The following is a 24,290-nucleotide window of genomic DNA, read 5'->3' on the forward strand; positions in this document are numbered from 1 at the left end:
GGTGGGAACTCCGGCGGCGGCAACTCCGGTGGCGGAGGCGGCGGCGGCTGGGGTGGCAACTCCGGCGGCGGCGGTGGCAGTAACTCCGGCGGCGGTGGCGGCGGGAACCAGGGTGGCGGCAACGACCCCTGGGCATCCGGCGGCGACGGCGGCTGGGGCAACGACGAGCCCCCGTTCTAAAGGCACTCACCCGCCAAGGGCCTACCGGCCCGGTCCCTCAAACGGACCCTTGAACTCGTAGTGAAGAAGTAACCAGGAGAGATCCAATGGCCAAGGCCCCTCTCCGCAAGCCGAAGAAGAAGGTTTGCGGTTTCTGCAAGGACAAGGTCGCGTACGTCGACTACAAGGACACCACGCTGCTCCGGAAGTTCATCTCGGACCGCGGGAAGATCCGTGCTCGTCGCGTGACCGGCAACTGCACCCAGCACCAGCGTGACGTCGCCGTGGCGGTCAAGAACAGCCGTGAGATGGCGCTGCTGCCCTACACCAGCACCACCCGCTAGGAAGGGGGAGGAGAGAACATGAACACCAAGCTCATCCTCACCCACGAGGTCGGCGGGCTCGGCGAGCCCGGCGACGTCGTCGAGGTCAAGGGCGGCTACGCCCGCAACTACCTCATCCCGCGCGGCTACGCGATCGCGTGGACCCGCGGCGGCGAGAAGCAGATCGACCTGATCCGCAAGGCCCGCAAGGTCCGCACGGTCCGCGACCTGGCGCACGCCACCGAGCTCAAGGGCGAGCTGGAGGGCCTGCGGGTCCGCCTGGCGACCCGGGCCGGGGAGTCCGGCCGGCTGTTCGGCGGCGTGACCGTCGCCGACGTGGCCGACGCGGTCAAGAAGGCCGGCGGCCCGGACGTGGACAAGCGCCGGATCGAGATCGGCAACCCGATCAAGACCGTCGGCGCGCACACCGTGTCCGTGCGGCTGCACCCGGAGGTGCAGGCGAAGGTGGAGATCACCGTCGTCTCCGCCTGACACAGGCCTTTTGAAGGCGTTTCGCCGACCTTGCGGAATTCATTTCCGCAGGTCTGGCGGAAGGCTCAAAACAGGTTGTTAACAGAACCGCTCCATCGCAGCTCAAACGCGGTGGAGCGGTTCTGTTCCGGTTCTGTTTGCCGCCGTTGGCGCGCAGCTGGTTGACTTCGTTCATGCACGCCCCTTCCCGCCGCCAATCGCTGCTGATACTCGGCAGTCTGGGCCTAGCCGCCGTGGCCGGCGGCGCCTACATGCTGGAGAACCACGGCGGGGCCGCCGAGGACGCCGCCAAGCCGCTCTACGGTCGCGGACATGGCCACGGCGACCCCCACGCCCACGGAGACGGCGAGTCCGAGGGCGCCGAAGGCGTCCCGGACACCAACACCGGCGAGACCGTCCCGGCCCTGTCGGTGGCCCTGTCCGACGACGGCGCCTGGCGTCCGGACGCCGAGGGCTACCAGGCCGTCGACGACGAGGGCCAGCAGATCAAGGGCTACGCCTCGGCGACCAGCATCAACCTCGGGGAGTCGATCGACTTCCACGTCAGCGTGCGCCCTTCGCAGAGCTTCACGGTCAAGTTCTACCGGCTGGGCCGCAGCGCCGCCGGCAAGGGTTCCGAGCTGGTCTTCACCAGCCCGAAGATCAGCGGCCGGACCCAGGCCGGCCTGAAGGTCACCGAGCCGACCCGGACCGTGCTGGCGCCGTGGCAGTCCTCGTACACGCTGAAAGTGCCGGCCACCTGGCGCGGCGGGCTGTATGTGGCCACCTTCGAGACCGCGGAGAAGTACCGCAGCTGCGTGCCGTTCGTGGTGCGCGAGGACGGCAAGGCCGCGGACCTGCTGGTGGTGCTGCCGTTCACCACCTACCAGGCGTACAACATGTACCCGGTGGACAAGTCGATCGGTGCCAGCCTGTACAACGCCTACCTGCCCAGCGGGAAGGAGGGCGGCGCCGACATCTGCTCGACCCGGGTCTCCTTCGACCGGCCCTACCACCAGGACGGGCTGCCCCGGCTGTTCGAGCTCGACCAGGCCTTCGCGCAGTGGGTCGAGGCGCAGCCGTACACGATCTCCTACGCCTCCGGGATCGACCTGCACGCCGGCCGGATCGACCCGACGCTGTACAAGGCGATGGTGTTCTCCGGCCACGACGAGTACTGGTCGCCGCAGATGCGCTCCGTTCTTCAGGGTGCGCTTACTAGGGGTGTCAGTGCTGCGTTCATGGCCGCGAACAACATCTACTGGAACATCCGCGTGGACCCCTCCGCGACCGGGACCGAGCACCGGCAGGTGACCTGCTACAAGCGGCACCCGGACCCGGCGGCGACCGGCGGCGTGCCGCCCACCGTGCTGTGGCGCGACCTGAACCAGCCCGAGCAGCAGATCCTCGGGTCGATGTACACGGCGATCATCACCGACCCCAAGCCGCTGCCGCTGGTGGTGTCCACGACCTCGCACTGGTTCTGGCGCGGGACCGGGCTCAAGGACGGGGAGCAGATCCCGCACCTGGTGGCCGGCGAGGCCGACAAGGTGTTCCCGCGGGTGAAGGGCGGGCCCCAGGCTACGATCCTGGCCGCCTCGCCGTTCACCGCCGAGGGGCCGAAGGACAAGCCGATCACCGACACCCAGCAGACGGTGCTGTGTCAGTACCCGTCGGGGGCGTGGATCTTCGACGCCGGGACGTTCCACTGGAACCACGGGCTGTCCACACCGGGGTTCGTGGACAAGCGGATCCAGACCGCGACCCGGAACCTGCTGGACCGGATGACGGGGAAGACCACGGCATAACGGCCCGCTGTCTAGCAAAGGCCTGGCATCTCAGCAAGATTCTTCCGGGAAAATTTTCGTCCACAGCCGGTGGACGAACCGGCGACGCTCCCGTGCACGTCAGGGCTTCACGATCGGTCGATGGTCAGATTATTCACAGCGGGCTTCCACACTCTGTCCCCAGGCTCACCGGCGTGTTTCCACAGCGATCCCCTGGTTTTCCACAGGTTATCCACAGGGGGTGTGGACGACCGCCTCGACCCGCGGGGCGCGGTTCCGTACCGTGGAGGCTTCGGCCCTGTCGGACCCGTCGCGTACAAAGGAAGACGATGGTTTCGCGGGTGTGGTGATGCGGGCAAGGGAGGCGGGACATGAGCATCGACGACCTGCCGTACACCGCGGACGAGGCCTACCAGGGCGGCTTCGAGCGGACCCCGCCGCAGGACATCCCGGCGGAGCAGTCAGTGCTGGGCGGCATGCTGCTGTCCAAGGACGCGATCGCCGAGGTCATCGAGGTCATCAAGGCCATCGACTTCTACAAGCCGGCCCACGAGCTGGTCTTCGCCTCGATCCTGGAGCTCTACGGCCGCGGCGAGCCGGCCGACCCGGTGACCGTCGCGGCCCTGCTCACCAAAAAGGGTGACATCAACCGCGTCGGCGGGGCGCCCTATCTGCACACCCTGATCAACTCGGTCCCCACCGCGGCCAACGCCGGCTACTACGCCGAGATCGTCAAGGAGCGCGCGGTCCTGCGCCGCCTGGTCGAGGCCGGCACCCGCATCGTCCAGATGGGGTACAGCACCGACGGCAGCGACGTCGAGCAGATCGTCGACGCGGCGCAGCAGGAGATGTACAACGTCACCGAGGCCCGCACCAGCGAGGACTTCATCCCGCTGGCCGACGCCATGGAGGGCGCGCTCGACGAGATCGAGTCGATCTCCAACCGCTCGGGCCAGATGACCGGCGTCCCGACCGGGTTCCACGACCTGGACGCGCTGACCAACGGGCTGCACCCGGGGCAGATGGTGATCATCGCGGCCCGCCCCGCCATCGGCAAGAGCACCCTGGGCCTGGACCTCGCTCGCAGCTGCTCCATCAAGAACGGCCTGACCAGCGTCATCTTCTCCCTGGAGATGGGCCGCAACGAGATCATCATGCGCCTGCTCTCGGCCGAGGCCCGGGTGGCGCTGCACCACATGCGCAGCGGCACGATGACCGACGAGGACTGGGCCCGCCTGGCGCGCCGGATGGGGCCGGTGTCGGAGGCGCCGCTGTTCATCGACGACTCGCCGAACATGTCGATGATGGAGATCCGGGCCAAGGCCCGGCGGCTGAAGCAACGGCACAACCTGCAGCTGGTGATCATCGACTACATGCAGCTGATGCAGCACAGCAGCACCAACTCCAAGCGCCCCGACAGCCGGCAGCAGGAGGTCTCGGAGATCTCGCGGTCGCTGAAGCTGCTGGCCAAGGAACTCGAGGTCCCGGTCATCGCCATCAGCCAGCTGAACCGCGGCCCCGAGCAGCGCACCGACAAGCGCCCGATGATGAGCGACCTGCGCGAATCCGGGTCGCTGGAGCAGGACGCGGACGTCATCATCCTGCTGCACCGCGAGGACGCCTACGAACGGGAGTCGCCGCGCGCGGGCGAGGCGGACCTGATCGTGGCCAAGCACCGTAACGGTCCGACCGCGAACATCACGGTGGCTTTCCAGGGCCACTACTCGCGGTTCGTGGATATGGCGCAGAGCTGACCTGATGGTCCCTGGTCGGGCCCTTGGCTGTCCCAGGGGGCATGATTCACAGAACCACAGGTCAACCCGGTAGCTCGTTCGGGTGGCAGCGGAGGACGGCAAACCGCCACGACCCGTCGGCGGACCGGCGGGCGACGGCCGTCGTCGTTCCGGTCGGCGAGATCCGGGTGCCGTCCGGCAGGGTCGCTTCGAGGTCCCAGTCGACGATGCTCAGGGCCGTGTCGCCCCCGATCAGGGTGGACCTGGGCTTGTTGGTCAGATGTGCCCGGGCCGCGATCGAGTGGACGGTCTCAGTGCGCAGTGACTCCCGGTCGGTGAGGACTTCGCCGCTGAAGGTGCGCATCGTCGCGTCCTGATGGAACAGCGCGAGGACGGCTTCGGCGTCCCCGGCGTTGAGCGCGTCCGCGTACGCGAACGGGAGGCGGGCCGGGTCAGCGATCCGGGGGGTGACGGGTTCCTGGTCGTTTTCCTGGTCGTTTTCCTGGTCGTTCATGGCCGACTCACTCCTCGTGTCCCGTGAATGGTCTCAAGGAACTCGCCTTCGCCGCAGTGTGGGGGTGCGACCTAGTAGCCCTGCGTCAGGCTCGTCCATCCCGTGTCGAGGAGAGCGAAGACGCGGTCCAGCGCGGCCTCGGCGTCGTCGCGGCCGCGGACCAGCGCCACGGCTTCGAGGGCGAAGTGGGCCAGGGCCTGGCAGGCGGGGTCGTCGGTGGGCAGGCCGGTGTCGGTGGCGATCGCCGCGGCCAGGGCGTCCTCGTGGCGGAGCCACATGCGGCGGGCGTATTCGCGCAGGGGTGGGGTGGTGTCGATCAGGTGGAGGAAGGCGGCGAAGCGGGGGTCGGTGCGGATCTGGAGGGAGTGCTCGTCGCGGAGCGACTGGCGGAGGGCCTGGGGGATGGTCCGGCCGGCGGGGCGGTTGTGGACGGCGGCTACGAGGGCTGCCTCGCGGTCGGCGTCCTGGTCGAAGACCAGTGCCTCTTTGCCGTCGGGGAAGTGGTTGAAGAGGGTGGCCACCGAGACGTCGGCGGCTTCGGCGATCTCCCTCACGCCGACCGCGTCGTAGCCGCGTTCGAGGAACAGGTCACGGGCCGTGTCCGCCAGGGATTGGCGGATGGCGGCCTTCTTGCGTTCGCGGCGTCCGGGCTCGGTCACGGGCTCAGCCTAGGGCATCAGTCGATCGGATCAAAACTTAGAACCGTTCGACTTTTAGATCCGATTCACTTATCGTGGGAGGCATGACGACCACACCTCGCATAGCCATCGTCGGCGGCGGCCCCGCCGGCCTGATGTGTGCCCGCGTTCTGCAACGACACGGCATCGAAGCGGCGGTCTACGACGCGGACACCGCCGTGGACTCCCGCGACCCGGGCGGGACCCTGGACCTGCACGCCGACAGCGGCCAGATCGCGCTGGAGGACGCCGGCCTGATGGACGCCTTCCTGGCGCTGGCCCGGCTCGAAGGGCAGGCCAAGACCCGCCGGGACCAGCACGGCACCGTGCTGGCCGCGTTCACCCCGGCCGGGGACGACCAGGCGGCTCCCGAGATCGACCGGGGCCAACTGCGGACCATGCTCTACGAGCACCTGGAGCCCGGCACCGTTCGCTGGGGGCACAAACTCGTCCACGTGGCCCCGCTCGGGGGCGGCGCGCACCGGCTGGAGTTCGCCGACGGCCATCAGAGGGAAGCAGACCTCGTCATCGGTGCCGACGGCGCCTGGTCGCGGATCCGCCCACTGCTCACCGACGCGGCGCCGCGGTACCTCGGCGTCCAGTTCCTCGACGCCCGCTTCGACGCCGTCGACACCAGGCACCCCGAGGTCGCCGCGATCGTCGGCGACGGTCACATGTTCTCCACCGACGGCGCCGGCCGCGCGGTGATCGTCCAGCGCAACAGCAACGGCGTGGTCCGCGGCTACGTGGCCTTCCGCGCCGCTCTCGACTGGGCCGTCACGGCGGGCGTCGACGTCGCCGACCACGAGGCCGTCCGCGCCCACCTGGTGCGGGAGTTCAGCGGATGGGCCGAGGTCATGCGCCCGCTGATCACCGACAACGACGGCGACTACGTGGCACGCAGCTTCTGGGCGCTGCCGGCTCCGCTGACCTGGGACCGGGTCCCCGGCGTGACGCTGCTCGGCGACGCGGCCCACCTGATGGCGCCCTTCGGCGGCCACGGCACGAACCTCGCGTTGCTCGACGGTGCGGAACTAGCGCATGCCATCAAGCACGCCGTCAAGAAGGAGAGCAGCCTCGAAGACGCGGTCGCGCGCTACGAGGCGGAGATGTTCCCGCGCTCCGGGGAACTCGCCGCGGGCTCGAACACCGCACTCGCGCGGTTCTTCGCCACGACATCCGCGGACGCGCCGCATCTTCCGCCGGATCACCAACAGGAGCACGACAACTACCGGGCCAGGGCGGCGGAATACCGGCGCCGGCGGGCAGCGGGCGATCGCTAGAAGACGACACGCGTGCGCCGCAGGTGCAGCTCGGCGGCTCAGCCATAGCGGCACACCGGCACACCGGCGGCACCGGCGGCACCGGCCGTCAGACCATCTCCTCCAGCTCCCGCAACACCTGCGCCGCCGTCGCCTCATCGAGCTCCGACCAGGGCAACGCGTCCCGATCGAACTCGGGGTTCGCGCCGGTCCCGCTCAGCCAGACCGCGGTGACGTACTGATGCTCGGACTGGCCCGGCGCCCCGGCCAGGATCCCCGGCTCCAGCTCCAGCACCACGTGCCGATCGCCGCCCACCGGCCGTAGCGTACGGCGCCAGCGTGGGCCGTCAGCGAGCGAGCCGGCCTGGAGAGGACCGCGCTGCCAGCCCCGGGACTGAAGCCAGACGATCGCCCAGGCGGAGATCGCGCTCTGCGGACTCAGGGAGCTGATGTGCGTCGGATCCGGTGTGACGTACGGCCGATCGAGCAGTTTGGAGGTGCGATCCCGGTCGGTCAGCGCCGGGATCGGCCATCCCAGTTGCTCGAACGGTTGCAGGATCTCGTAGTCGGCGAAGAGTTCGGACCAGTCCCCCAGCGTCGTGCCCAGATCTGCGGGATGCGCGACGCCGATGCGGACCTTGGCGTCGGACGGGATCACGTAGCCGGCGTCATGCACATCCGCGTAGCTCAAATCCTCGGCCACGCGGAACGAGCCGAGCACGTTCTGCTGCTCGTCATAAACGCCCCAGACCAGTCGCCGCACCAGATGGCGCATGACCGGATGCGCCACCAAGTACGTGGCGAAGTCCTCCGGATCCCATCGCCGCCGACCGCGCATCGCCGACCCCAGCCGTTTGATCTGGTCCAGGGCAACGGTTCGAGCGGTCTTCTTCAGCTCCGTGAACTTCTTGTACGCCGCGTCCGCCAGCTCCGAGTCGTCGTTCTTCCCGGGCTTCGGCAGCGCCTTCAGCGGATCGCCGGCCTCGTCGCAGACCACCGGGCGCAACAGCTCGTCGAACCCGACGACGAACCGGCGCGGCCCGTAGTCCAGCCCCAGCGTGCCGTCCGGTCCCAGGCCGAGGTCCGGAACCACGCGGTCGGCCAGCGCGAGCGCCGACAGGTCCATCGCCTCGGCGGCGGCGTCGAACTGCTCCTGCGCGGTCTTCCTGGTCAGCGCGTGCCGGCCCTTCACGCTGTACGTGTGCAGCGTCGTCAGGGCCCGGTCACCGCCGATCGCGGCCAGTACCTGGAACTCGTCCCCGACGGTGCTCTCGCCGATCTCGTTCCGCTCCCGCAGCACCGGAAGGAGCCGCTCCACGATGCTCTCGTCCCCGAACGCGCGCAGCGCGGGCAGGCCGGTCTCGCGCGCGGCCGTGTACAGCGACCACGCGAACTCGGCCAGCGAGCCGGCGTCGCAGGCCGCTTTGACGATCTCCAGCCCGGCGTACGGTTCGTCCGGCGTCGAGATCGTCAGCATGTCGACGACGGCCTGCGCGGCGCTCTGCGGCACCGCGGTCCGACCGTCCCGCAGCCGGATCGGGGCCAACAGCGCGGCCCGGGCGGCCGGCGGCGGCTGGGGCATGGTGCGCGGGACGGCGCCCAGACCGTCGTCGGCCAGCAGTTCCTTGACCGCCTGGCCGACCTCGGTGCCATACGTGCGGGTCGCGATCGCCGGCACGTCGACACCGGCCGCCTCGACGCTCCGCAGCATGGCCTCGGCGCCACGGCGGGCCTTGCCCCGCTTGCCCAACGCCGTCGGCAGCACGCACCGCGCCGCCGCCTCGGGATGCCGACGCAGCCAGGTCGTCGCCGCGCCGTGCACGCTGCGCAGCCGACCCACGCCGTCCACCATCAACGCGGCGATCTCCCGGTTCGCGAACGGCAGCAGCAGCCGCGCTCGCAGCGCGGGCCGCCGTTCGATGCCGAGAATCGCCGGCAGCGCAAGGGTTTCGTACCGCGCGACGAACGCCAGGACCCGGTCCTCGTCCGACTTGATCACCGGCCGCCAGCCCTGGGTCAGCAGCGGACGGACCAGCTCGTCCGGTCCGTGCGCGGCGAAGTAGAGCGCGGTCGGCTCATCGGCGGTGCCCTCGGCGATCTGTCGCAGCAGACCCGACCAGCCCTCCTGCGGCGCCCAACCGGCGTCCTGCGGGCACAGCCAGCGCTCGCGCTCGCCGGGCTCCCAGACGGCTTCGGCGTCGGACGGCGGCACCAGACCGTCGACCGTGATCAGCCTGGCGGGCTTACGTTTCCGGTCTCGCCACGGCGGGGCGGCAAGGATCACAGGGAGTTGAGACAGAAGCGCGGCGTTGTCGGGATCATCCGGAAGCAGTGCACTGACCCGCTTCTCCCCGCCCGGACTCAAGTAGGCCTGCTCCGCGCGCGCAAACTCCGGGTCGGCGTGGACGACCTCGGTCAGGACCGTGGTGGCGATCTCCCCCGTTTCGGCCCCGGCCGGATCGACTTCGGCCAGAACCCGCAAGGCCCGCCTCGGGAATCGCGCCACGGCCTCGCGCAACCGCGGCAGCACTCTGGCGTCCCCGGACCGCTCCAGCAATGCCGATATCGCCTCGGCATTCGGAATCCGCGCGACCAGCTCCAACACGCGATCGTGGACCGCGCAGGGCCCGCCGGGCTCACAGCGATGGCCGCCGTCGAGCCAGGCGAGCAGGAACGGCAGGGCGCCGGAACCGACGTAGGTCAGGAGCGTGAGCTCGATGTCGAGGTCGCCGTACCACTCCCAGGACTGCTCGCGAAAGGCCGGGCCGAGCGCCGAAGCGTGCTCCGCGCTGCGGATCCCGGGAAGCAACGCGATCGCCGGAATAAGCCCCTGTATCGCGGCTTCCCGGTCGTCGCGACCCCAGTCACCCTGTTCGGGGAACAGGAAACCTGTCAGGGTTCGATGAAAACCGGTGGGATCGTCTTCCCGCAACCGGGCCGCAGCGGATTTGGCGTCGACGTGGTCCGGGCCCGGAACCCGGCGCCGGAGCTCCAGCAAGCGCCTCAGGTGCGGCCAGACGTCGAGCAGCATCGGCGCCTGCTCGGCCCGCCGCAACCGGACCGCGCCGGGCGCGCAGGCCAGGTGGCAGAAGTGCGCGAACGCCTCCAGCGCGAAGGCCAGATCCCTTGCACACTCCCAGATCTCGACCTCCGCGACGGCGCCCGCGTCCTCCGAAACCGGAGCGTCCGCCGCACGGGCCGCCTGGACCTCCTGAGCTGCCTGAGCCACCTGAGCTGCCTGAGCCACCTGAACTGCCTGAGCCGCCTGAGCCTCATCCGGAGCGTCCGCTGCATCCGAGTACCCGCCCGCGCGGATCACCGCCGCCACCAACGCCGCCTGCCACGGGGTCTGCGCCGCGAGGTCGAAGACGTCGACGTCGGCGAGCTCCGCGACCAACTCCGGATCGCTGTGCGGCGAAGTCCGCGCCCGGTCGATCAGGCGCTGGAGACCGGGATCCCGTTCCCGGCGCCGGGCCAGCACCCGCTCGGCCCCGCTGCGATCGATCTCGGGCCGCTTGCCGATGGCGAACCGGTAGCGGTCGACGACCGCGCCGCCGTCGTAGACCGGCGGCGGCGTGAAGTCGTCCTCGCAGTCCCGGTGCAGCTTTCCGATCGTGGTGTACGTCATCGCCCCGGGCCGCCTCTTTCAGATCACACGCAATCTCCGAAGTCGCCATCGTAGGAACCAGGACCCACACCGTGCCCAGCGCCTCACCTTCCGGCGCGCTGGTACCGCCGCACCGCGAGCGGAACGCACACCCCGAGGATCACCACGGCCCACAGCAGCGCCGCCGGGACCGGGTGCCGCATCGGCCAGGCGTGGCTGGTGACGGCGCCCGGGCTGCCGAACAGGTGGCGGGCCGCCTGGGTCAGGGAGGAGACCGGGTTCCAGTCCGCGATGACGCGGAGCCAGGCCGGCATGCCGGTGGTCGGGACGAAGGAGTTCGAGAGCATGGTCACCGGGAAGACCAGGGGCGTCATCCGGTCCGCGGTCGACTCGTTCTTGAACATCAGCCCGAGCAGGACGCCGACCCAGTGCAGCGCGTACGCGAACAGCAGGATGAGCCCGAAGGCGGCCAGCGCCGGGCCGGCCCCGTCGTGCATGCGCCAGCCCACGACCAGGCCGACGATTGACATGATGGCGAATCCGAGGATTGACATGATCAGGTCGGCGCCGGTCTGGCCGAAGGGGACCGCGGAGCGGGCCATCGGCATGGAGCGGAAGCGGTCCATCACGCCTTTGCCGTTGTCGGCCGCCACCTTGTTCATCGTCACGATGACCGAGAAGGTGGCGGTCATCGCGAACATGCCGGGCATCAGGAAGTCGCGGTAGTCGCCGCCGCCGGGGACGGAGATCGCGCTGCCGAAGATGTAGCCGAAGATCACGACCATGATGATCGGGAAGAGCACCGCGCCGACGATCTCGCCGGGGGCGTGGCGCATCTGGGACAGGTTGCGCAGGACGATGGCCCGGCCGTCGCGCAGCGCCAGGACGGCGCGGCCGAGCGGGGTGCCGGCGGTACGCGGCGGGCCGACGGTCAGCGGGGTGCCGGTCTGGGCGGTCATCGGTTCACGCTTCCTTCCAGGGCGTCGGCCGGGACGCCGGCCGGTGTCGAAACGCCGGCCTGGCTGCCGGTCAGCGTGAGGAACACCTCGTCCAGGCTCGGCGTGTGCAGCAGGACGTCCTCGGCCGCGATACCGACGACGTCGAGTCCGCGGACTATGGCCGGGGCCTTGAGCGCGGGGTCGCAGGCCCCTTCGATCGTGTGCGGACGGCTCCCGGGTCCGGCCGGGGATCCGGTCAGCTCGGTCAGCGCCCGCGCGGCCCGGGCCTGGTCGGCGTCATCGGCGAGCTGGACGCGCACCCGGGTGCCGATCGCCGACTTCAGCATGCCCGGGGTGCCGTCGGCGACCACGCGGCCGTGGTCGACGATGGTGATGCGGTCGGCCAGCTGGTCGGCTTCGTCGAGGTACTGGGTGGTCAGCAGCACGGTGGTGCCGTCGGCGACGAGCTGGCGCACGGTGGCCCAGATCTCGTTGCGGCTGCGGGGATCCAGCCCGGTCGTCGGTTCGTCCAGGAACAGCAGCCGCGGCGAGACGATCAGGCTGCTGATCAGGTCCAGGCGGCGCCGCATGCCGCCGGAGTAGGTCGAGACCAGCTTGTCGGCGGCCGCCGCGAGGTCGTAATGCGCCAGCAGCTCGGTGGCGCGGGCCTTGGCGTCGCGTTCGGTCAGCCGGGAGAGCCGGCCGAACATCAGCAGGTTCTCATAGCCGGTGAGCTTCTCGTCCAGGGCGGCGGACTGGCCCGCCAGCCCGATCACCGAGCGGACCCGGGCCGCGTCGCGGACGACGTCGAATCCGGCGATGGTCGCGCGGCCGGCGTCCGGCCGGGTGAGCGTGGACAGGACGCGCAGCATCGTGGTCTTCCCGGCGCCGTTGGGGCCGAGCAGTCCGATGATCGATCCGTTCGGCACGGTCAGGTCCACGCCGTCCAGGGCCTGGGTGGTCCCGAACCGTTTGCGGAGCCCTTCGGCTTCCAGCAGTGTCTCCGGCATCGCCCCTCCTATGGGTACGTCGTACGCATCGGAGGCTATCTTATGCGTTCACCGTACGCAATGACTACGATGAGGGCATGCCTGACCAGGACGACGCCGTCATCTGGCTGCGGCCCGAGGCGACCGGCCGCGGCCGGGTGCCGGGCTACAGCCGCGCCCAGATCGCCAAGGCCGCGATCGCCGTGGCCGACGCCGAGGGCCTGGAGGCGGCGTCGATGCGCCGGGTGGCCACCGAGATCGGCGCCGGCCCGATGTCGCTGTACCGCTACGTCCGGAACAAGGACGAGCTCCACCTGCTGATGACCGACGAAGTGCTGCACCAGGACTGGCCGCGCTGGGCGACGATGCCGGAGCCGGACTGGGAGCAGACGCTGCGGCGCATGGCGCACAACCTGCGCGCCCTGGTGCTGGCCCACCCCTGGTGGGCCGAGGTGATGATGCGCGGACCGGTCTTCGGGCCGACGATCATGCGCATGGTCGACCGGACCCTGGCCGGCCTGGACGGACTCGGCCTGGACATCGACGAGATGATGGACGTCACCGAGATCATCCGGACGTTCGCGATCGGGCACGCCCAGCAGGAACACCACGCAGCCCGGGCCATGGCGGCGACCGGCAGCGCCGACCTCGCGCACATGCGCCCGGACTGGATGCCGTACATCATGTCGGTGATCGAGTCCGGTGAGCTCCCCTACGTGCGGCGGGTCGTCCTCGACGCCAGTACGCCGCACGAAACTGATTCGCGGGTGCTGTTCGAGCGCGGACTCGGGCGGATCATCGCGGGGATCGCGGCGACGCTGCCGGCGGCTTGACGCGCCGTCACACGGTGGCCAACGCCTCGGTCGGCGGCAGCCGGGAGGCCCGCACCGCCGGATGCACCCCGGCCAGTACGCCGACCACGAGCGCCGCGCCGACGCCGCCGAGTACCGAGGCGACCGGGATGACCGCCGGCCAGTCGCGGGACATGGCGTAGCCGGCGGTGCCGAGGGTGCCCACCGCGGCCCCGGCCAGGCCGCCGAGCAGGCACAGCAGGACGGATTCGGTCAGGAACTGGCCCCGGATCTGGCGCCGGGTGGCGCCCAGGGCCCGGCGCAGGCCGATCTCCCGGCGCCGTTCGAGCACTGACACGATCATGGTGTTGGCCACCCCGACCGCGCCCACCAGCAGGGCCACACCGGCCAGGCCGAGGAACAGACCGGACAGGGCGGTCTCGGTCAGGCGCTTGGCGGCCAGGGCCGCGGAGGGCTGGCTGACCACGATCTGGCCGGGGTTCTGCGGGTACACCGTCGCGGCGAGGACGGACTGCACCGCGTCGATCTGGGACTCCTGGACCCGGGCGTAGATCTGCGTCGGGTGCCCGTCGAAGGCCAGGTAGTGGCGGGCGGCGTCCCAGCCGACGACCACGGCTTGCTGCACCTCGGGGGCGAGCGGGCTGGCCGCGAGGACGCCGACCACGGTGAAGGCCTGGGAACCGATCCAGATCTGCGGAGCGGGCTGGCCGGGCGGGAGCGTGGTGATCCCCAGCCAGGTGGCGGCCACGGAGCCGAGGACGACAGTCGGGAACGCCTCGTCCGACGGCGTGAGGTAGCGGCCGGCGGCCAGGTCGGCCCCGATCACCGCGGGCAGTTCGTAGCCCTGGGCGGCCAAGGCGATGACCCCGGAGCTCTCCTGCGCCGGAATCGCCTGCGAACGGCGCACCTCGGCCTGCGTGTTGCCGAGCGCGCTGACCCGCTGGACCGGCGGGATCCTGGCGACCATGGCCGGGGCCGACGCCGGAACCGGCGGCAGGGTCTGGGTCTGCTGGTCGACCGTGGCCTGGGCGGTGAGCAGGTTCGTGCCCAGGGCGGAGAGCTGCTCGGTCAGGGCGCGTTGGGAGGACGCCGGGATGCCGACGACCATGATCACGGTCGCGATCCCGATCGAGATGCCGAGCGAGGACAGGACGGCTCGCAGCTTCCGGGTGCGGGGGCCGAGCAGGCCGAGCCCGAGGACGTCGCCGGGCTTGAGGCGGACGGTCGGCCGGGAGCCTCGCGGGGAGCGGGATGCGCGATCAGCTTGCTCTGCACGAGCGGCACGATCAGCTTGGTCGGCGCGAGCGGCGCGATCGACCCGATCGCGGCCCGAGGCGTATTCGGGATCTGATTCGGTCATGCGCCTGATCCCCCCTGCCCGGCAAGGGATTCGGCCATCGGAGCACCGAGCACCTCGTCCGACCGGATCCGCCCGTCCAGAATCTCCACCCGCCGGGGCAGCTCGTCGGCGATCTGCCGATCGTGGGTGATCAGCGCGATGGTGGTCCCGGCCTGGTTGAGCGAGCGCAGCAGCGCCAGGATCGCGCGGCCGTTGGCGGTGTCCAGAGCGCCGGTCGGCTCGTCGGCCAGCACCAGCGCCGGATCGTTGACCAGCGCCCGGGCGATCGCGACGCGCTGTTTCTCGCCGCCGGACAGCTGGTGCGGCTGGTGGTCGCGGCGGTGGGCCAGACCGACCCGGTCCAGGGCGGCCTCGGCGAGCGGCCGACGCGACCCGCGGGGCACACCGGCGTAGAGCAGACCGGTCGCCACGTTCTGCGCGGCACTGAGCCCCTCGATGAGCTGGAACTGCTGGAACACGAATCCGATCTCTCTGGCGCGTAGTGCGGACAGCTCCCGGTCGTTGAGGGAGTCGACGTCCTGGTCCCGGACGGCCACCGTCCCGCTGGACGGCCGGTCGAGCGTCCCCATCAGGTTGAGCAGCGTGGATTTGCCGGAGCCGGAGGGCCCGACGATCCCGACCAGTTCGCCGGCCTCGATGACCAGGCTGGCCGCGTCCAGCGCCCGCACACCGCCGGGATAGTCCTTCGTGGCGCGGTCCAGCCTCAGCACCGGACTCACGAGACGGTCACGACCTTCAGCCCCTCGGTGATCCCCTGCCCGGAGATCTGCACGAGTCCGTTGGCGAACAGCCCGGTCTGCACCCCGACCAGCATGCTGGTCTGCCCGTCGCCGGTGACCACCTGCACCGCGTAGCCGCCGCCCTGGACCGCCACCAGCGCCTCGATCGGTACGGCCAGAACGTCGCTGACCGAACCCGTGGTCACGGTGATACCGACCGAGCCGGAGTCCATACCGGCCAACGCGGACTGGTCGGCGATGTCCACCGTCATCGACAAACCCCCCGCCCCGCCACCGCCGCCGGAGCCGGAGCCGGAAGAAGCACTCTGAGAAGCCGCACCGGATGTGGTCAACACGGACACCGTCCCCGTCGTCTGCTTGCCGTTCGGCAGCGAGAGCGAGAGCCTCAGCCCGGGAGTCAGCACACTGGTATCGATCTGGTGCGGGTCGATGCTCACCGTGACGTGCTTCGTCGTCGAGCTCAGACTCATCAGATCCGCGGTGGCCGACGCCCCGAGCTGCGCGTCGAGCGAAGCGACCCGCACCGGCGCCGGAAGCACCGCGATGTCCCCGACCGCCAGCGCGCCGCTGGCCGTGAACCCGTTCAGCTGCTGCCATTTCTTGAGCGCGTCCTCGGTCGCCTGGGTGTAGGCGTCGCCGGTCAGGGCCTTGCCGTAGCCGAGAGCCCGCAGGTCCGCGTTGACTTCGGCGAGGTCCGGGCCGGGCGTGGCCTGAGCATTGATGGCGCGGTAGAGCGGGGTGCTGCCGAGGAACAGCATCACGTGCTTCGCGTCGACGTCATAGAGCGGCTGGCCCTGGCCCACCACCGCGCCTACTGCCGGAAGCCACGTGACCGTCCCGCTCTTGTGCCCGGTGAAGGGCGATGGCGTGCCGTAGCCGAGGTTCCCCTGGAGGGTCGCGGTCGTGGCCAACGCGGTGCGCGCGATGGTGGCCGTCTGCGGCGGCGCGGGCAGCGCCGCCGGCGGTGCCTTGGGCTTGAACCGCAGCATGTAGAGCGCTGTGACGGCGACCGCGGACACGACCACCGCGCTGAGGATGACAAGGAGCCATCTACGCACTTCAGTTGCCGATCCCTCGGGCGGCGACCTGCTTCTCGCAGTCCGGGGTGTACTGCATGCCCAGCCTGATCGACGTGGAATCGTTGTTGGGCCCGCCGAAGGAGAAGCTCTCGATGCCGCCCTGCGCCGAATTCTGCTCGACGTACTGGACTCCCTTGTCACGCAGGCACTGCACGACCGCGTGCACGAAGTCGCCGGCCTTGGGATTGCTCGCGTCGAGCTGCCATGGCGGCAGCGGATCCTCGGCCACGCAGGCGTTCTGGGCCTTGGTCTGGGCGACCTGGTCCCCGACGTTCGTCTGCTTGCTCCAGCCGTTCCGGGCCATGCACTGGTTGTACTGGTCGTAGAGCACGTTGATCTGGGCGTTGGTCATGTCGATGGTGATGCGCGGCCGGGCGGTGGTGGCCGTGCTCGTCGCGGCCCCGGCCGAGCCGGATGTACCGGCCGAACCAGCTGAACCAGCTGAACCGGACGAGCCGGACGAGCTCGCCGAGACTTGCGCGGGCAACGTCGGAACCTGGGCCTGCGGCTTGGCGGAAGCGGACGAGCACGCGGCAAGGGCGAGTGCGGCTATGGCCGAAACGCCGCCGGCGGCAAGCTGAATACGCCGAGTATGAGCTTTCACAGCGCACGAGCCTGCCGAGCAATTGCGAAGAACTTGTGCGATCGCTATGCGGGGTCCTTCGCCGCCGGCAACCGGATGGTGAACGTCGTTCCCGCGCCCAACGTACTGATCACGCTGACTTCGCCGCCGTGCGCCTCGACCAGTTGCCGCACGATCGCCAGCCCCAGTCCGCTGCCGCCGGTGCGCCGGTTGCGTGATTTGTCCGCACGCCAGAACCGGTCGAAGACCGAGGGCAGATCAGCCTCGGCGATTCCGGGCCCGGTGTCGGCGACCTCCACGAGTACGTCCGAACCGCTCTGGTACGCGCGCAGTGTGATCCGTCCTTCCGGCGGCGTGTGCCGCTCGGCGTTGGCGACGAGGTTCCCGACGGCCTGCCGCAGCCGCATCGGGTCGGCCACGACCCGCAGCTCCGGCGTCGCACTCACCTCAGCGCGTCCGCCGCCGGCCGCCGCGATGTGCCGGAGCAGGTCGCCGAGATCGAGTTCCACCGGCTCCAGGCGCAGCTGCCCGGCGTCGGCGAGGGCGAGGTCCCGCAGATCATCGACCAGGTGCTGCAACAGCTGCGTCTCCTCCAGCAGCGAGGAGACCAGCTCGGCGTCCAGGTCGGCCACGCCGTCGTTGGCCGCGATCAGCCAGCCCTTGATCGTGCTCAACGGAGTCCGCAGCTCGTGCGAGATGTCGTTGACCATCTCCTTGCGCTGCCGGTCGGTGCGGGCTACGTGCTCGGCCATCTCGTTGAACGCCGCCGTCAGTTCGGCGATCTCCCAGCGGGAGCCGGTCGTGGCGCGCGCCGTCCCGTCCCCGGCCCGCATCCGCCGGGTCGCCTCGGTGAGCGCGCGGACCGGCCGGATCACCCGGTTCGCCAACAGCATGGCGACCCCGACAGTGAACAGGACCACGAGCGTCGCGACACCGGCGATCCGCGCGGTGTCGGCGCGGGACAGGCCGACGGCCGCCTGGCCTCCGGTGTTGCCGAGCGGCATGGCCGCCATGAACGCGGCGGGTGCGACGTAGGGCCGCAGTTGGAGCCGCCGCGCGTTGAGCAGACAGGCCCGGTCCCGCGGGTTGTCGGCCGGATCGGCGATGTTGGTGACCTCGCCGGACCCGGTCAGGGCCAGCTTCACCCCGACGCCCTGAAGGCAGCCCTTCACCGACGCCGACAGCTGGGTGAGCGCCGCCTGCTCGGTCCCGGTCGGGGTGACCCAGGGCGAGTCTTCGAACCCGACGTAACCGCCGCCGTCGGTCAGCACGGACTGGCAGCTCTGGGGCGCGCTGGCCCGCGGCAGACGCAGGTAGGGCCGGCCGCCGGCCAGCTCGGCGATCGTCGGGTCCAGTCCGTGCCGCTTCAGGCAGGCGGACTCCTTCTCGACGAGCACTTCCAGGTCGGAGTGTTCCTGGGGGGTCAGCTGGAACGGGCTCGCGACCTTCGGGTCGATACCGTCCGGGAACTGAGTCCCGGCCAACGCGTTGTCGACCGTCAGCGGGTCGATGGCCACCGAGGGCTCGGCGCCCGGTCGTTCCCCCGCCGACGCCGGCGAGCTCTCGATCGGGGTGCCGCCGACCGGAGTGACGACGACGCGTACCGCCAACTCCTGCGCGATCCCGTCCACGAAGGGGCCGGCGCCGGACCAGTCGGTGTGGGTGGCCGCGTAGTCGACCATCGACTCGTACACCAGGGGGTACGCGTCCCGGACGACGTTCTCGCGCTGCGCGATGGACGTGGTCGCGCGCTGGACCGACAGCCAGGCGGTCGCGGCGACGGCGCTGGCCGCGACCAGAATGGTGCCGGCCAGCAGCCGGGTCCGGAGACCGTATCTAGGCATTGAGATACCTAGCCATCGGAGGTGGGGGTGCGGTCGGCGATCCTGTAGCCCACGCCGTAGACCGTCTGCAGGAGCACGGGGTTGCGGGGATCCGCCTCGATCTTGCGCCGCAGGTTCTTCACGTGGGCGTCGGCCGTGCGCTCGGTGACGAAGCTCTCCGGGCCGTGCGCCTCGTCCAGCAGTTGGCGGCGGCTGAACACCCGGCCGGGGCTGGACATCAGCGTTTCCAGGATGCGGAATTCGGCCGGGGTGCACTCGATGCGGTAGCCGTCGAGCCGGACCTCGTGCCGGACCTGGTCCAGGGAGAGCGGGCCGACGTGCAGCGGCAGCACGACCGAAGCGCCGGAGCCGCCGGAGGCCTTCGCGCGCCGCAGCAGGGAGCGCACGCGGGCCATCAGTTCCCTGGGGTCGTAAGGCTTCGTGAGGTAGTCGTCGGCGCCGAGGTCGAAGCCGGCGAGTTTGTCCTCGGCCGCCGAGCGCGCCGTCACCACCAGGATCGGCACGTCGTAGTCGCGGCGCAGGACGCGCAGCACATCGAGGCCGTCCAGTTCGGGCATCATCACGTCGAGGATCAGCAGATCGGGGCGGCGGCTGCGGACCTGGTCGATCGCCGCGCGGCCGTCGCCGACCACGAGCACCGAGTAGTCCTCGCGCCGCAGGTAGCGCCGGACGAGCTCGGCCTGCTTCGCATCGTCCTCGGCGACCAGTACGAACGCGCTCATGTCGGGTGACCATACGCGCTCCGGAGAAACGTGACGGCCGGGTCGGCGGCGGCGTTGAGGCGGGCACGCCGCCCGCGCGATCATGAAGCTTGGACTTCTCCACGCTCCGCGGGCGCCGTGCTCGCCGGGTCGCTCAGTCCTCTTCGAGCACTTCCGCGAACGCGATCACCACGCCGCCAGTGGCCTGCTCCTTGGTGGCCGCGACGAGCGGACCGGCCTGCGCCGCGGCGGCACTGGCGGCGTCGTAGTCGGCGAAGTACAGGTCCAGCAGGCGGTAGGCCGGGGTCGGGCCGCCGTCCTCCTTGGGCCAGACCTTCGAGGCCTGCAGCCGGGTCAGGCCGGGGAGCTTGCGGGCCAGCGCGAGGTGGTCGGGGTAGGCCGCCTCGAAGGCCTCCGGGTCGGTCGGATTGGAGTAGACGAAGCTGATCTTGGTGGGTTTGACGCGCTCGGACATGAGTCTGCCTCCTGGTTGTTAAGGTCGGTGTGCGCCGATCGTATTCAGAGGAATGGGCAGCGACCATGACCGCTCCGCCGGAAAACCTTGCCGATCGTCCAGCGATCGCGGTCGCGTCCGACGACCTGCTCTCGGAACTGCTGCGCAGTGTCCGGCTGAACGGGGAAGGCGTCGTCCGCTACGCGCCGCCGCCGGATTTCTCGGTCGGCTTCGCGGACACCGGCAGCCTGCACATCGTCGAAGCCGGCCGGCTCGCGTTGCGGATCGACGGGTCGCCGCACGTCGAACACCTCGACCGCGGCGACTTCGTCCTGCTCCCGCGCGGCGACCGGCACCACATCGCCGACGCGGGGGAACCGGCGAGCTGGCTGTGCGGGACCTTCGCGATCGGCGATCCGCAAGCCAGCCACCTGCTCGGCAGCCTGCCGGCCGTGATCATCCTGCGCGGCGGGGAGAATCCGGCGCTCGAAGGACTCGAAGTCGCGCGCAAGATGCTGGGGCTGGAGATGCAGGCGCCGACCCAGGGCTCGGCGGTGATGGTCGCCCGCATCCTGGACCTGATCTTCATCCAGATCATGCGCACCTGGGCCGCCGGCCCGGACGCCGAACCGAACTGGCTGGCCGGCGCCTTCGACCCGCAGATCGGGCTGGCCTTGAGCGCCATGCACCGGGAGCCGGCCCACGAGTGGACGGTCGAGGAGTTGGCGCGGGTGTGCAGCCTGTCGCGGTCGACGTTCGCCGCGCGGTTCGCGGAGCGGGTGGGGAAGCCGCCGGCCACGTATCTCGCGCACGTACGCCTGGACGCCGCCATGGGGCTGCTGCGCGACACCTCGCTGCCGGTGACGCACATCGCCGAGCGCGTCGGCTATACCTCAGAACCGGCGTTCAGCCGCGCGTTCAAGAGCCGCTACGGCACGCCGCCGGCCCGCTGGCGGCGGGACGCCCGCGGGCGCTGACGGCGGGCTGTAGGGCCGCCTCACACGCCGAACTTCTCCCGCGCCTCGGGCGTCACCGGCGTGAAGAAGTTCACCAGCGTGCCGTCGGGGTCGCGGACCAGCAGCGAACGGTTGCCCCAGGGCAGCGTCTGCGGCTCGGCGACGACGTCGGTGACCCAGGTGGCCAGCTCCTTCCACAGCGCGTCCACGTCCTCGACCAGGAACTCGAGGATCACGCTGCGGTTCGCCGCGGGGACGGCGCTGTCCGGGGCGAAGAGCGGGACGGTGCGCTCGCTGCCGATCGCGAGCGTGGCGCCGGCCGGGGTCCTCAGCTCGGCGAAGTCGGGGGTGGACCAGGTGGCGGGGGTGCCGGTGGCCTTCTCGTAGAAGGCGACCGAGGCGTTGATGTCCGCGGCGATCAGGCGGGTGGAAGCGAAGTTCATGGCGGTCTCCTTGCTGGATCTCGATCTCTTTCCTCCACCCTAGGAGCGATAGCGGACAGAATCGGTCCGGTATCCGGGTTAGTTTGGGAAGCATGAACCGCCCCGCCGGACGCGTGCTGACCCTGCTGGAACTCCTGCAGTCCGGCGGGCTGCGCACCTCGGCCGAACTCGCCGACCGGCTCGGCGTGGACAGGCGCACCGTGCGCCGCTACGTGGACCATCTCCTCGACCTGGACATCCCCGTGGAGTCCGTACGCGGCCGCTACGGCGGTTACCGGCTGGCCCGGGGCTATCGGCTGCCGCCGCTGATGCTGGGCGACGACGAGGCCCTCGCCGTCCTGCTCGGCCTGCTCGCCGGGGGACGCAGCGGTCTGACCGCGGCGCTCGGGCCGGCCGGGGAGACGGCCGCCGCCAAGATCCGCCGGGTGCTGCCCGCCCGGCTGGCCGACCGGCTGCGGAACGTGCTCGACACCGTGGCCTTCACCACGGCGCCCGACCAGGACCCCGCCCCGGACGCCACGGTGCTGCTCACCGTCTCCGACGCCGTCGCCGGGCACCGGCCGATCACCGTGGCCTACACCGATCGCGACGGCGCCCGGACCGATCGGACGCTGCACCCCTACGCCATCGTCAACCATCGGGACCGCTGGTATATCAGGGCTCTGGATCCGGCGATCGGCCAGGAGCGCAGCTTCCGGCTCGACCGGATCACCGGGGTCAGAACGCTCTCGGGGTCCTTCGAACCGCCGGCCGGCGACGACGATCCCGCGCACAGTCTCCTCACCGGTTTCGCCACCGCCGACTACCGCCACGAGGTGACCATCCGCGTCCAGGGAACCGTCGAGCAGATCCGGACTCGTTTCCCGGCGAGCGTGGCGATCCTCAACGCCGTCGACGAAGGCGGCGCGGGCGATTCCGGCGAAGGCGGCAGGAGGGCCACTGACCGCAGCGGTCGCGGAGGTGGCGAAAGCGCGCCATGGCAACGCCTGGAGATCCGGGCCGAACGCCTCGACTGGATCCCGGCCACCCTGGCCGCCCTCGACCTCCCCTTCCGGATCGAGCGCCCGGCCGAGCTCCGCGATCTCGTCCTCGCCCTGAGCGAACGGCTCGCGCTCCGGGCGCGCCCCGGGCTCGCGTGAGATTCCAGATCAAGGCCGTCACCTGCAATTAACCCCGCAGGATGAACTATCGCCCCGACAGAATCCGCCGCGCCCCGCTACTGTCGACACGTGACTTCTGCGTTCAGCGATGCCTTCCTCCGTATGGCGGAGCCCCACGCTGCCTGGGGCATGCGCCAGATCGAGGAGTTCAACGAGTTCCTGCCGATCGGGCCGTGGACGGTGAACCTGGACGAGCGCCGGTACCGGCAGTCGGGACGGGAACTGCGGATCAGCGTGCTCGGCAGCTTCGACACCTCGGAGGGCTCCTGGCTGTGGGGCTGGGCCAACCCGGGCTTCGGCAAACTGCCGGTGGTGGCCGCGGCCGAGGCGCTGCGCGGGTTCGGGCAGCAGCACGGGGTGCCGGAGTTCGCCGAGGAACTGGTGGACCTGTCGGGCTTCGAAGACCCCCGGTACGCCGCGGAGATGCTGGCGTTCGGGGCGATGGGCGTGCTGCGCGCCGACGGCTACATCGGGGTGCAGGCCAACGAGACCGGGCGGCTGTACATGGTCCCGGACGACCCGCAGGTGCCGGTGGCCCCGCCGGACCCGATAGCGCTGCCCCGACTGCTGATGCAGGGGGCGCAGTTCTTCAACCGCTCGTCGTTCGAGGTGGTCGCCGGCTACTTCCACCACTTCAACCTCCCGTGGCGCAAGGACGGCGACACGATCGCCGCCGAGCTGCCCGGCGGCACCACCGCGTCGGTCCAGTTCGACGACCAGGGCCGGGTCACCGCGGTGTCGATGGGCTCGATCACCAAGGAATCGCTGGGGAACCGCGCCGGCGGATGAGCGGCGCGGCACCGGCGCCCGGCCGGGTGGCCGGACGCCGAGTGCCTGTTCTGCGCTGCGGTCACGCGGCGACCGGATCCGTAGCCGTACGCGCGCCGGGGCCTGCACCTGCACCCGGGCCTGTATCCGGCGAGATCGCCGCGGCCGAACCGAGATGCCGGGCGAAGAACCGCACGGCGCTGTCGGCCTCGAACCGCGGGAGTTCCTTGTGCCGCCCCGAGTTCACGTGCAACGTCTTCTCCGGTGAGCCGAAGGCGTCGAACAACGCCAGCCCGGCCTCGCGCGGGATGTGCTCGTCGTCCCACTGCAGATCGAACTCGATCGGGATGGTGATCCGCTTCGCCGGTTCGGCCAGCGCGTCGGGCCAGTGCTGGCCGAGCACGGCGGCCGTGATCCGGGCGTCGGAGGCGATCAGCGGTACGCCGGTCGCCGTGCCCATGTTCAGGCCCCAGTACCCGACCGGCCCGTCGGTGCCGATCTCCGGCAGTTCCTGGAGCGCGTCCAGGGTCGCACGCCACTCCGGAACCGCCTGCTCGGCCAGACGGGCGTTGTAGCGCACGACGATCGGGCCTTGCGGCTCGCCGGCTTCGCAGGCCGCGTAGAGGGCGTCGATCTCGCGCTCGTCGTGCTCGGTACGCGGCCGGTCACCGTGCCCGGGGGCGTCGATGGCGACCGCGTGGAACCCGCAGCCGAGCACCAGCCGGCGCGCACGGCCCGCGCTGGCCGGAGCCTTCTTGTGGATGCCGCCGCCGTGGCCGATGAGGACCAGGGGTGCGCGGCCGGGACGGGATCGCGGGGACCACAGGACGCCGGGGACGTCGCCCACCGTGAATTCGCGTTCGCGGACGCCGTCCGCGCTGGTGTCGCCGGTGAAGAAGAGAGAAGACATGGCAGTCGCCTTTCGGGAGC

At 70.6% G+C, this 24,290-nt stretch carries 25 protein-coding genes; 11 read left to right on the top strand and 14 right to left on the bottom strand.

The genetic code is table 11. From position 1 onward, the window contains the following. The 5 genes from KGQ19_RS16355 to dnaB form a co-directional block, all read left to right on the top strand. Window positions 1–180, top strand: a 180-nt coding sequence (locus KGQ19_RS16355; RefSeq protein ID WP_212010024.1) for a hypothetical protein, incomplete at its 5' end; no start/stop codon positions are given. A gap of 86 nt (window positions 181–266) precedes the next feature. Then, window positions 267–503 (top strand): 30S ribosomal protein S18, encoded by a 237-nt coding sequence (gene rpsR, locus KGQ19_RS16360; protein WP_194895644.1) that lies wholly within the window; start codon window positions 267–269, stop codon window positions 501–503. Between the two features lie 18 nt (window positions 504–521). Beyond that, a complete protein-coding gene (gene rplI / locus KGQ19_RS16365) occupies window positions 522–974 on the top strand; it encodes a 50S ribosomal protein L9 (protein ID WP_212010025.1) in 453 nt (150 codons plus the stop codon). 173 nt (window positions 975–1,147) lie between these two features. Further along, window positions 1,148–2,761: a N,N-dimethylformamidase beta subunit family domain-containing protein gene (locus KGQ19_RS16370; protein WP_212010026.1), complete on the top strand. Its 1,614-nt coding sequence runs from the start codon at window positions 1,148–1,150 to the stop codon at window positions 2,759–2,761. 350 nt (window positions 2,762–3,111) lie between these two features. Further along, window positions 3,112–4,494 carry a replicative DNA helicase gene (gene dnaB, locus KGQ19_RS16375; protein ID WP_212010027.1) on the top strand — a complete coding sequence of 461 codons (1,383 nt, stop codon included), beginning with the start codon at window positions 3,112–3,114 and terminating at the stop codon, window positions 4,492–4,494. Window positions 4,495–4,555: 61 nt separating this feature from the next. On the opposite strand, the gene KGQ19_RS16380 is transcribed toward dnaB, so the two are convergent. Further along, the gene (locus KGQ19_RS16380; protein ID WP_212010028.1) at window positions 4,556–4,987 is read right to left on the bottom strand and encodes a YybH family protein; all 432 of its coding nucleotides are present in this window, start codon (window positions 4,985–4,987) and stop codon (window positions 4,556–4,558) included. Window positions 4,988–5,058: 71 nt separating this feature from the next. Beyond that, window positions 5,059–5,646, bottom strand: a complete 588-nt coding sequence (locus tag KGQ19_RS16385; protein ID WP_212010029.1) for a TetR/AcrR family transcriptional regulator — start codon at window positions 5,644–5,646, stop codon at window positions 5,059–5,061. Window positions 5,647–5,729: 83 nt separating this feature from the next. On the opposite strand from KGQ19_RS16385, the gene KGQ19_RS16390 reads away from it, so the two are divergent. Further along, on the top strand, window positions 5,730–6,947 hold the full coding sequence (locus KGQ19_RS16390) for an FAD-dependent oxidoreductase (protein ID WP_212010030.1): 1,218 nt from the start codon (window positions 5,730–5,732) through the stop codon (window positions 6,945–6,947). An 88-nt stretch (window positions 6,948–7,035) separates the two neighbouring features. Here the strand turns inward: KGQ19_RS16390 and KGQ19_RS16395 are convergent, their stop codons facing one another. From KGQ19_RS16395 to KGQ19_RS16405, 3 genes are all read right to left on the bottom strand, one after another. After that, window positions 7,036–10,554 carry a DUF4132 domain-containing protein gene (locus tag KGQ19_RS16395; RefSeq protein ID WP_212010031.1) on the bottom strand — a complete coding sequence of 1,173 codons (3,519 nt, stop codon included), beginning with the start codon at window positions 10,552–10,554 and terminating at the stop codon, window positions 7,036–7,038. 83 nt (window positions 10,555–10,637) lie between these two features. Next, window positions 10,638–11,492, bottom strand: coding sequence for an ABC transporter permease (locus KGQ19_RS16400; protein ID WP_212010032.1), 855 nt, complete (start codon window positions 11,490–11,492; stop codon window positions 10,638–10,640). Further along, window positions 11,489–12,481 (bottom strand): ATP-binding cassette domain-containing protein, encoded by a 993-nt coding sequence (locus KGQ19_RS16405; protein ID WP_212010033.1) that lies wholly within the window; start codon window positions 12,479–12,481, stop codon window positions 11,489–11,491. The genes KGQ19_RS16400 and KGQ19_RS16405 overlap by 4 nt, the downstream gene beginning before the upstream one ends. A gap of 77 nt (window positions 12,482–12,558) precedes the next feature. Here KGQ19_RS16405 and KGQ19_RS16410 point away from each other — a divergent pair, with 77 nt between their 5' ends. Further along, entirely contained in the window at window positions 12,559–13,293 is a 735-nt protein-coding gene (locus tag KGQ19_RS16410; protein ID WP_212010034.1) for a TetR/AcrR family transcriptional regulator, read from the top strand. A 7-nt stretch (window positions 13,294–13,300) separates the two neighbouring features. On the opposite strand, the gene KGQ19_RS16415 is transcribed toward KGQ19_RS16410, so the two are convergent. Genes KGQ19_RS16415 through KGQ19_RS16425 form a run of 4 tightly spaced genes read right to left on the bottom strand, consistent with a single transcriptional unit; the run spans window position 13,301 to window position 16,803 of the window. Further along, window positions 13,301–14,632, bottom strand: a complete 1,332-nt coding sequence (locus KGQ19_RS16415; protein WP_212010035.1) for an ABC transporter permease — start codon at window positions 14,630–14,632, stop codon at window positions 13,301–13,303. Further along, window positions 14,629–15,351, bottom strand: coding sequence for an ABC transporter ATP-binding protein (locus KGQ19_RS49635; protein WP_307856431.1), 723 nt, complete (start codon window positions 15,349–15,351; stop codon window positions 14,629–14,631). The genes KGQ19_RS16415 and KGQ19_RS49635 overlap by 4 nt, the downstream gene beginning before the upstream one ends. Beyond that, a complete protein-coding gene (locus KGQ19_RS49640) occupies window positions 15,348–16,430 on the bottom strand; it encodes a peptidoglycan-binding protein (protein WP_307856432.1) in 1,083 nt (360 codons plus the stop codon). Before KGQ19_RS49640 ends, KGQ19_RS49635 begins: the two co-directional genes overlap by 4 nt. Window position 16,431: 1 nt before the next feature. Further along, the gene (locus KGQ19_RS16425) at window positions 16,432–16,803 is read right to left on the bottom strand and encodes a hypothetical protein (RefSeq protein ID WP_212010036.1); all 372 of its coding nucleotides are present in this window, start codon (window positions 16,801–16,803) and stop codon (window positions 16,432–16,434) included. Between KGQ19_RS16425 and KGQ19_RS16430 the strand changes: the two genes are divergently transcribed. Then, window positions 16,802–17,032: a hypothetical protein gene (locus KGQ19_RS16430; protein ID WP_212010037.1), complete on the top strand. Its 231-nt coding sequence runs from the start codon at window positions 16,802–16,804 to the stop codon at window positions 17,030–17,032. The genes KGQ19_RS16425 and KGQ19_RS16430 overlap by 2 nt on opposite strands. A gap of 67 nt (window positions 17,033–17,099) precedes the next feature. On the opposite strand, the gene KGQ19_RS16435 is transcribed toward KGQ19_RS16430, so the two are convergent. From KGQ19_RS16435 to KGQ19_RS16445, 3 genes are all read right to left on the bottom strand, one after another. Further along, window positions 17,100–18,878, bottom strand: coding sequence for a sensor histidine kinase (locus tag KGQ19_RS16435; RefSeq protein WP_212010038.1), 1,779 nt, complete (start codon window positions 18,876–18,878; stop codon window positions 17,100–17,102). A gap of 8 nt (window positions 18,879–18,886) precedes the next feature. After that, on the bottom strand, window positions 18,887–19,600 hold the full coding sequence (locus tag KGQ19_RS16440) for a response regulator transcription factor (RefSeq protein WP_212010039.1): 714 nt from the start codon (window positions 19,598–19,600) through the stop codon (window positions 18,887–18,889). 133 nt (window positions 19,601–19,733) lie between these two features. Beyond that, the gene (locus KGQ19_RS16445) at window positions 19,734–20,054 is read right to left on the bottom strand and encodes an EthD family reductase (RefSeq protein WP_212010040.1); all 321 of its coding nucleotides are present in this window, start codon (window positions 20,052–20,054) and stop codon (window positions 19,734–19,736) included. Window positions 20,055–20,119: 65 nt separating this feature from the next. Between KGQ19_RS16445 and KGQ19_RS16450 the strand changes: the two genes are divergently transcribed. After that, window positions 20,120–21,010, top strand: coding sequence for an AraC family transcriptional regulator (locus KGQ19_RS16450; protein WP_212010041.1), 891 nt, complete (start codon window positions 20,120–20,122; stop codon window positions 21,008–21,010). 20 nt (window positions 21,011–21,030) lie between these two features. Here the strand turns inward: KGQ19_RS16450 and KGQ19_RS16455 are convergent, their stop codons facing one another. Beyond that, window positions 21,031–21,432 carry a VOC family protein gene (locus KGQ19_RS16455; RefSeq protein ID WP_212010042.1) on the bottom strand — a complete coding sequence of 134 codons (402 nt, stop codon included), beginning with the start codon at window positions 21,430–21,432 and terminating at the stop codon, window positions 21,031–21,033. A 92-nt stretch (window positions 21,433–21,524) separates the two neighbouring features. Here KGQ19_RS16455 and KGQ19_RS16460 point away from each other — a divergent pair, with 92 nt between their 5' ends. After that, window positions 21,525–22,571 (top strand): helix-turn-helix transcriptional regulator, encoded by a 1,047-nt coding sequence (locus KGQ19_RS16460; RefSeq protein WP_212010043.1) that lies wholly within the window; start codon window positions 21,525–21,527, stop codon window positions 22,569–22,571. Between the two features lie 90 nt (window positions 22,572–22,661). Continuing rightward, entirely contained in the window at window positions 22,662–23,381 is a 720-nt protein-coding gene (locus KGQ19_RS16465; RefSeq protein WP_307856433.1) for a DUF6882 domain-containing protein, read from the top strand. Window positions 23,382–23,442: 61 nt separating this feature from the next. Here the strand turns inward: KGQ19_RS16465 and KGQ19_RS16470 are convergent, their stop codons facing one another. Next, entirely contained in the window at window positions 23,443–24,270 is an 828-nt protein-coding gene (locus KGQ19_RS16470) for an alpha/beta hydrolase family protein (protein ID WP_212010044.1), read from the bottom strand. Window positions 24,271–24,290: the final 20 nt, after the last annotated feature.

The organism is Catenulispora pinistramenti, assembly GCF_018274385.1.
In the GTDB taxonomy this organism is placed as follows: domain Bacteria; phylum Actinomycetota; class Actinomycetes; order Streptomycetales; family Catenulisporaceae; genus Catenulispora; species Catenulispora pinistramenti.

Excerpts from the sequence above, each read along its gene's own strand:
- KGQ19_RS16455 (WP_212010042.1), bottom strand. The coding sequence starts at position 21,432 with ATGAACTTCGCTTCCACCCGCCTGATCGCCGCGGACATCAACGCCTCG.
- KGQ19_RS16380 (WP_212010028.1), bottom strand. The coding sequence starts at position 4,987 with ATGAACGACCAGGAAAACGACCAGGAAAACGACCAGGAACCCGTCACC.
- KGQ19_RS16430 (WP_212010037.1), top strand. The coding sequence starts at position 16,802 with ATGTCGATGGTGATGCGCGGCCGGGCGGTGGTGGCCGTGCTCGTCGCG.
- KGQ19_RS16440 (WP_212010039.1), bottom strand. The coding sequence starts at position 19,600 with ATGAGCGCGTTCGTACTGGTCGCCGAGGACGATGCGAAGCAGGCCGAG.
- KGQ19_RS16460 (WP_212010043.1), top strand. The coding sequence starts at position 21,525 with ATGAACCGCCCCGCCGGACGCGTGCTGACCCTGCTGGAACTCCTGCAG.
- KGQ19_RS16445 (WP_212010040.1), bottom strand. The coding sequence starts at position 20,054 with ATGTCCGAGCGCGTCAAACCCACCAAGATCAGCTTCGTCTACTCCAAT.
- KGQ19_RS16370 (WP_212010026.1), top strand. The coding sequence starts at position 1,148 with ATGCACGCCCCTTCCCGCCGCCAATCGCTGCTGATACTCGGCAGTCTG.
- rpsR (WP_194895644.1), top strand. The coding sequence starts at position 267 with ATGGCCAAGGCCCCTCTCCGCAAGCCGAAGAAGAAGGTTTGCGGTTTC.
- KGQ19_RS16390 (WP_212010030.1), top strand. The coding sequence starts at position 5,730 with ATGACGACCACACCTCGCATAGCCATCGTCGGCGGCGGCCCCGCCGGC.
- KGQ19_RS16470 (WP_212010044.1), bottom strand. The coding sequence starts at position 24,270 with ATGTCTTCTCTCTTCTTCACCGGCGACACCAGCGCGGACGGCGTCCGC.
- dnaB (WP_212010027.1), top strand. The coding sequence starts at position 3,112 with ATGAGCATCGACGACCTGCCGTACACCGCGGACGAGGCCTACCAGGGC.
- KGQ19_RS16405 (WP_212010033.1), bottom strand. The coding sequence starts at position 12,481 with ATGCCGGAGACACTGCTGGAAGCCGAAGGGCTCCGCAAACGGTTCGGG.
- KGQ19_RS16395 (WP_212010031.1), bottom strand. The coding sequence starts at position 10,554 with ATGACGTACACCACGATCGGAAAGCTGCACCGGGACTGCGAGGACGAC.
- KGQ19_RS16410 (WP_212010034.1), top strand. The coding sequence starts at position 12,559 with ATGCCTGACCAGGACGACGCCGTCATCTGGCTGCGGCCCGAGGCGACC.
- KGQ19_RS16435 (WP_212010038.1), bottom strand. The coding sequence starts at position 18,878 with ATGCCTAGATACGGTCTCCGGACCCGGCTGCTGGCCGGCACCATTCTG.
- rplI (WP_212010025.1), top strand. The coding sequence starts at position 522 with ATGAACACCAAGCTCATCCTCACCCACGAGGTCGGCGGGCTCGGCGAG.
- KGQ19_RS16450 (WP_212010041.1), top strand. The coding sequence starts at position 20,120 with ATGACCGCTCCGCCGGAAAACCTTGCCGATCGTCCAGCGATCGCGGTC.
- KGQ19_RS16425 (WP_212010036.1), bottom strand. The coding sequence starts at position 16,803 with ATGACCAACGCCCAGATCAACGTGCTCTACGACCAGTACAACCAGTGC.
- KGQ19_RS16415 (WP_212010035.1), bottom strand. The coding sequence starts at position 14,632 with ATGACCGAATCAGATCCCGAATACGCCTCGGGCCGCGATCGGGTCGAT.
- KGQ19_RS16400 (WP_212010032.1), bottom strand. The coding sequence starts at position 11,492 with ATGACCGCCCAGACCGGCACCCCGCTGACCGTCGGCCCGCCGCGTACC.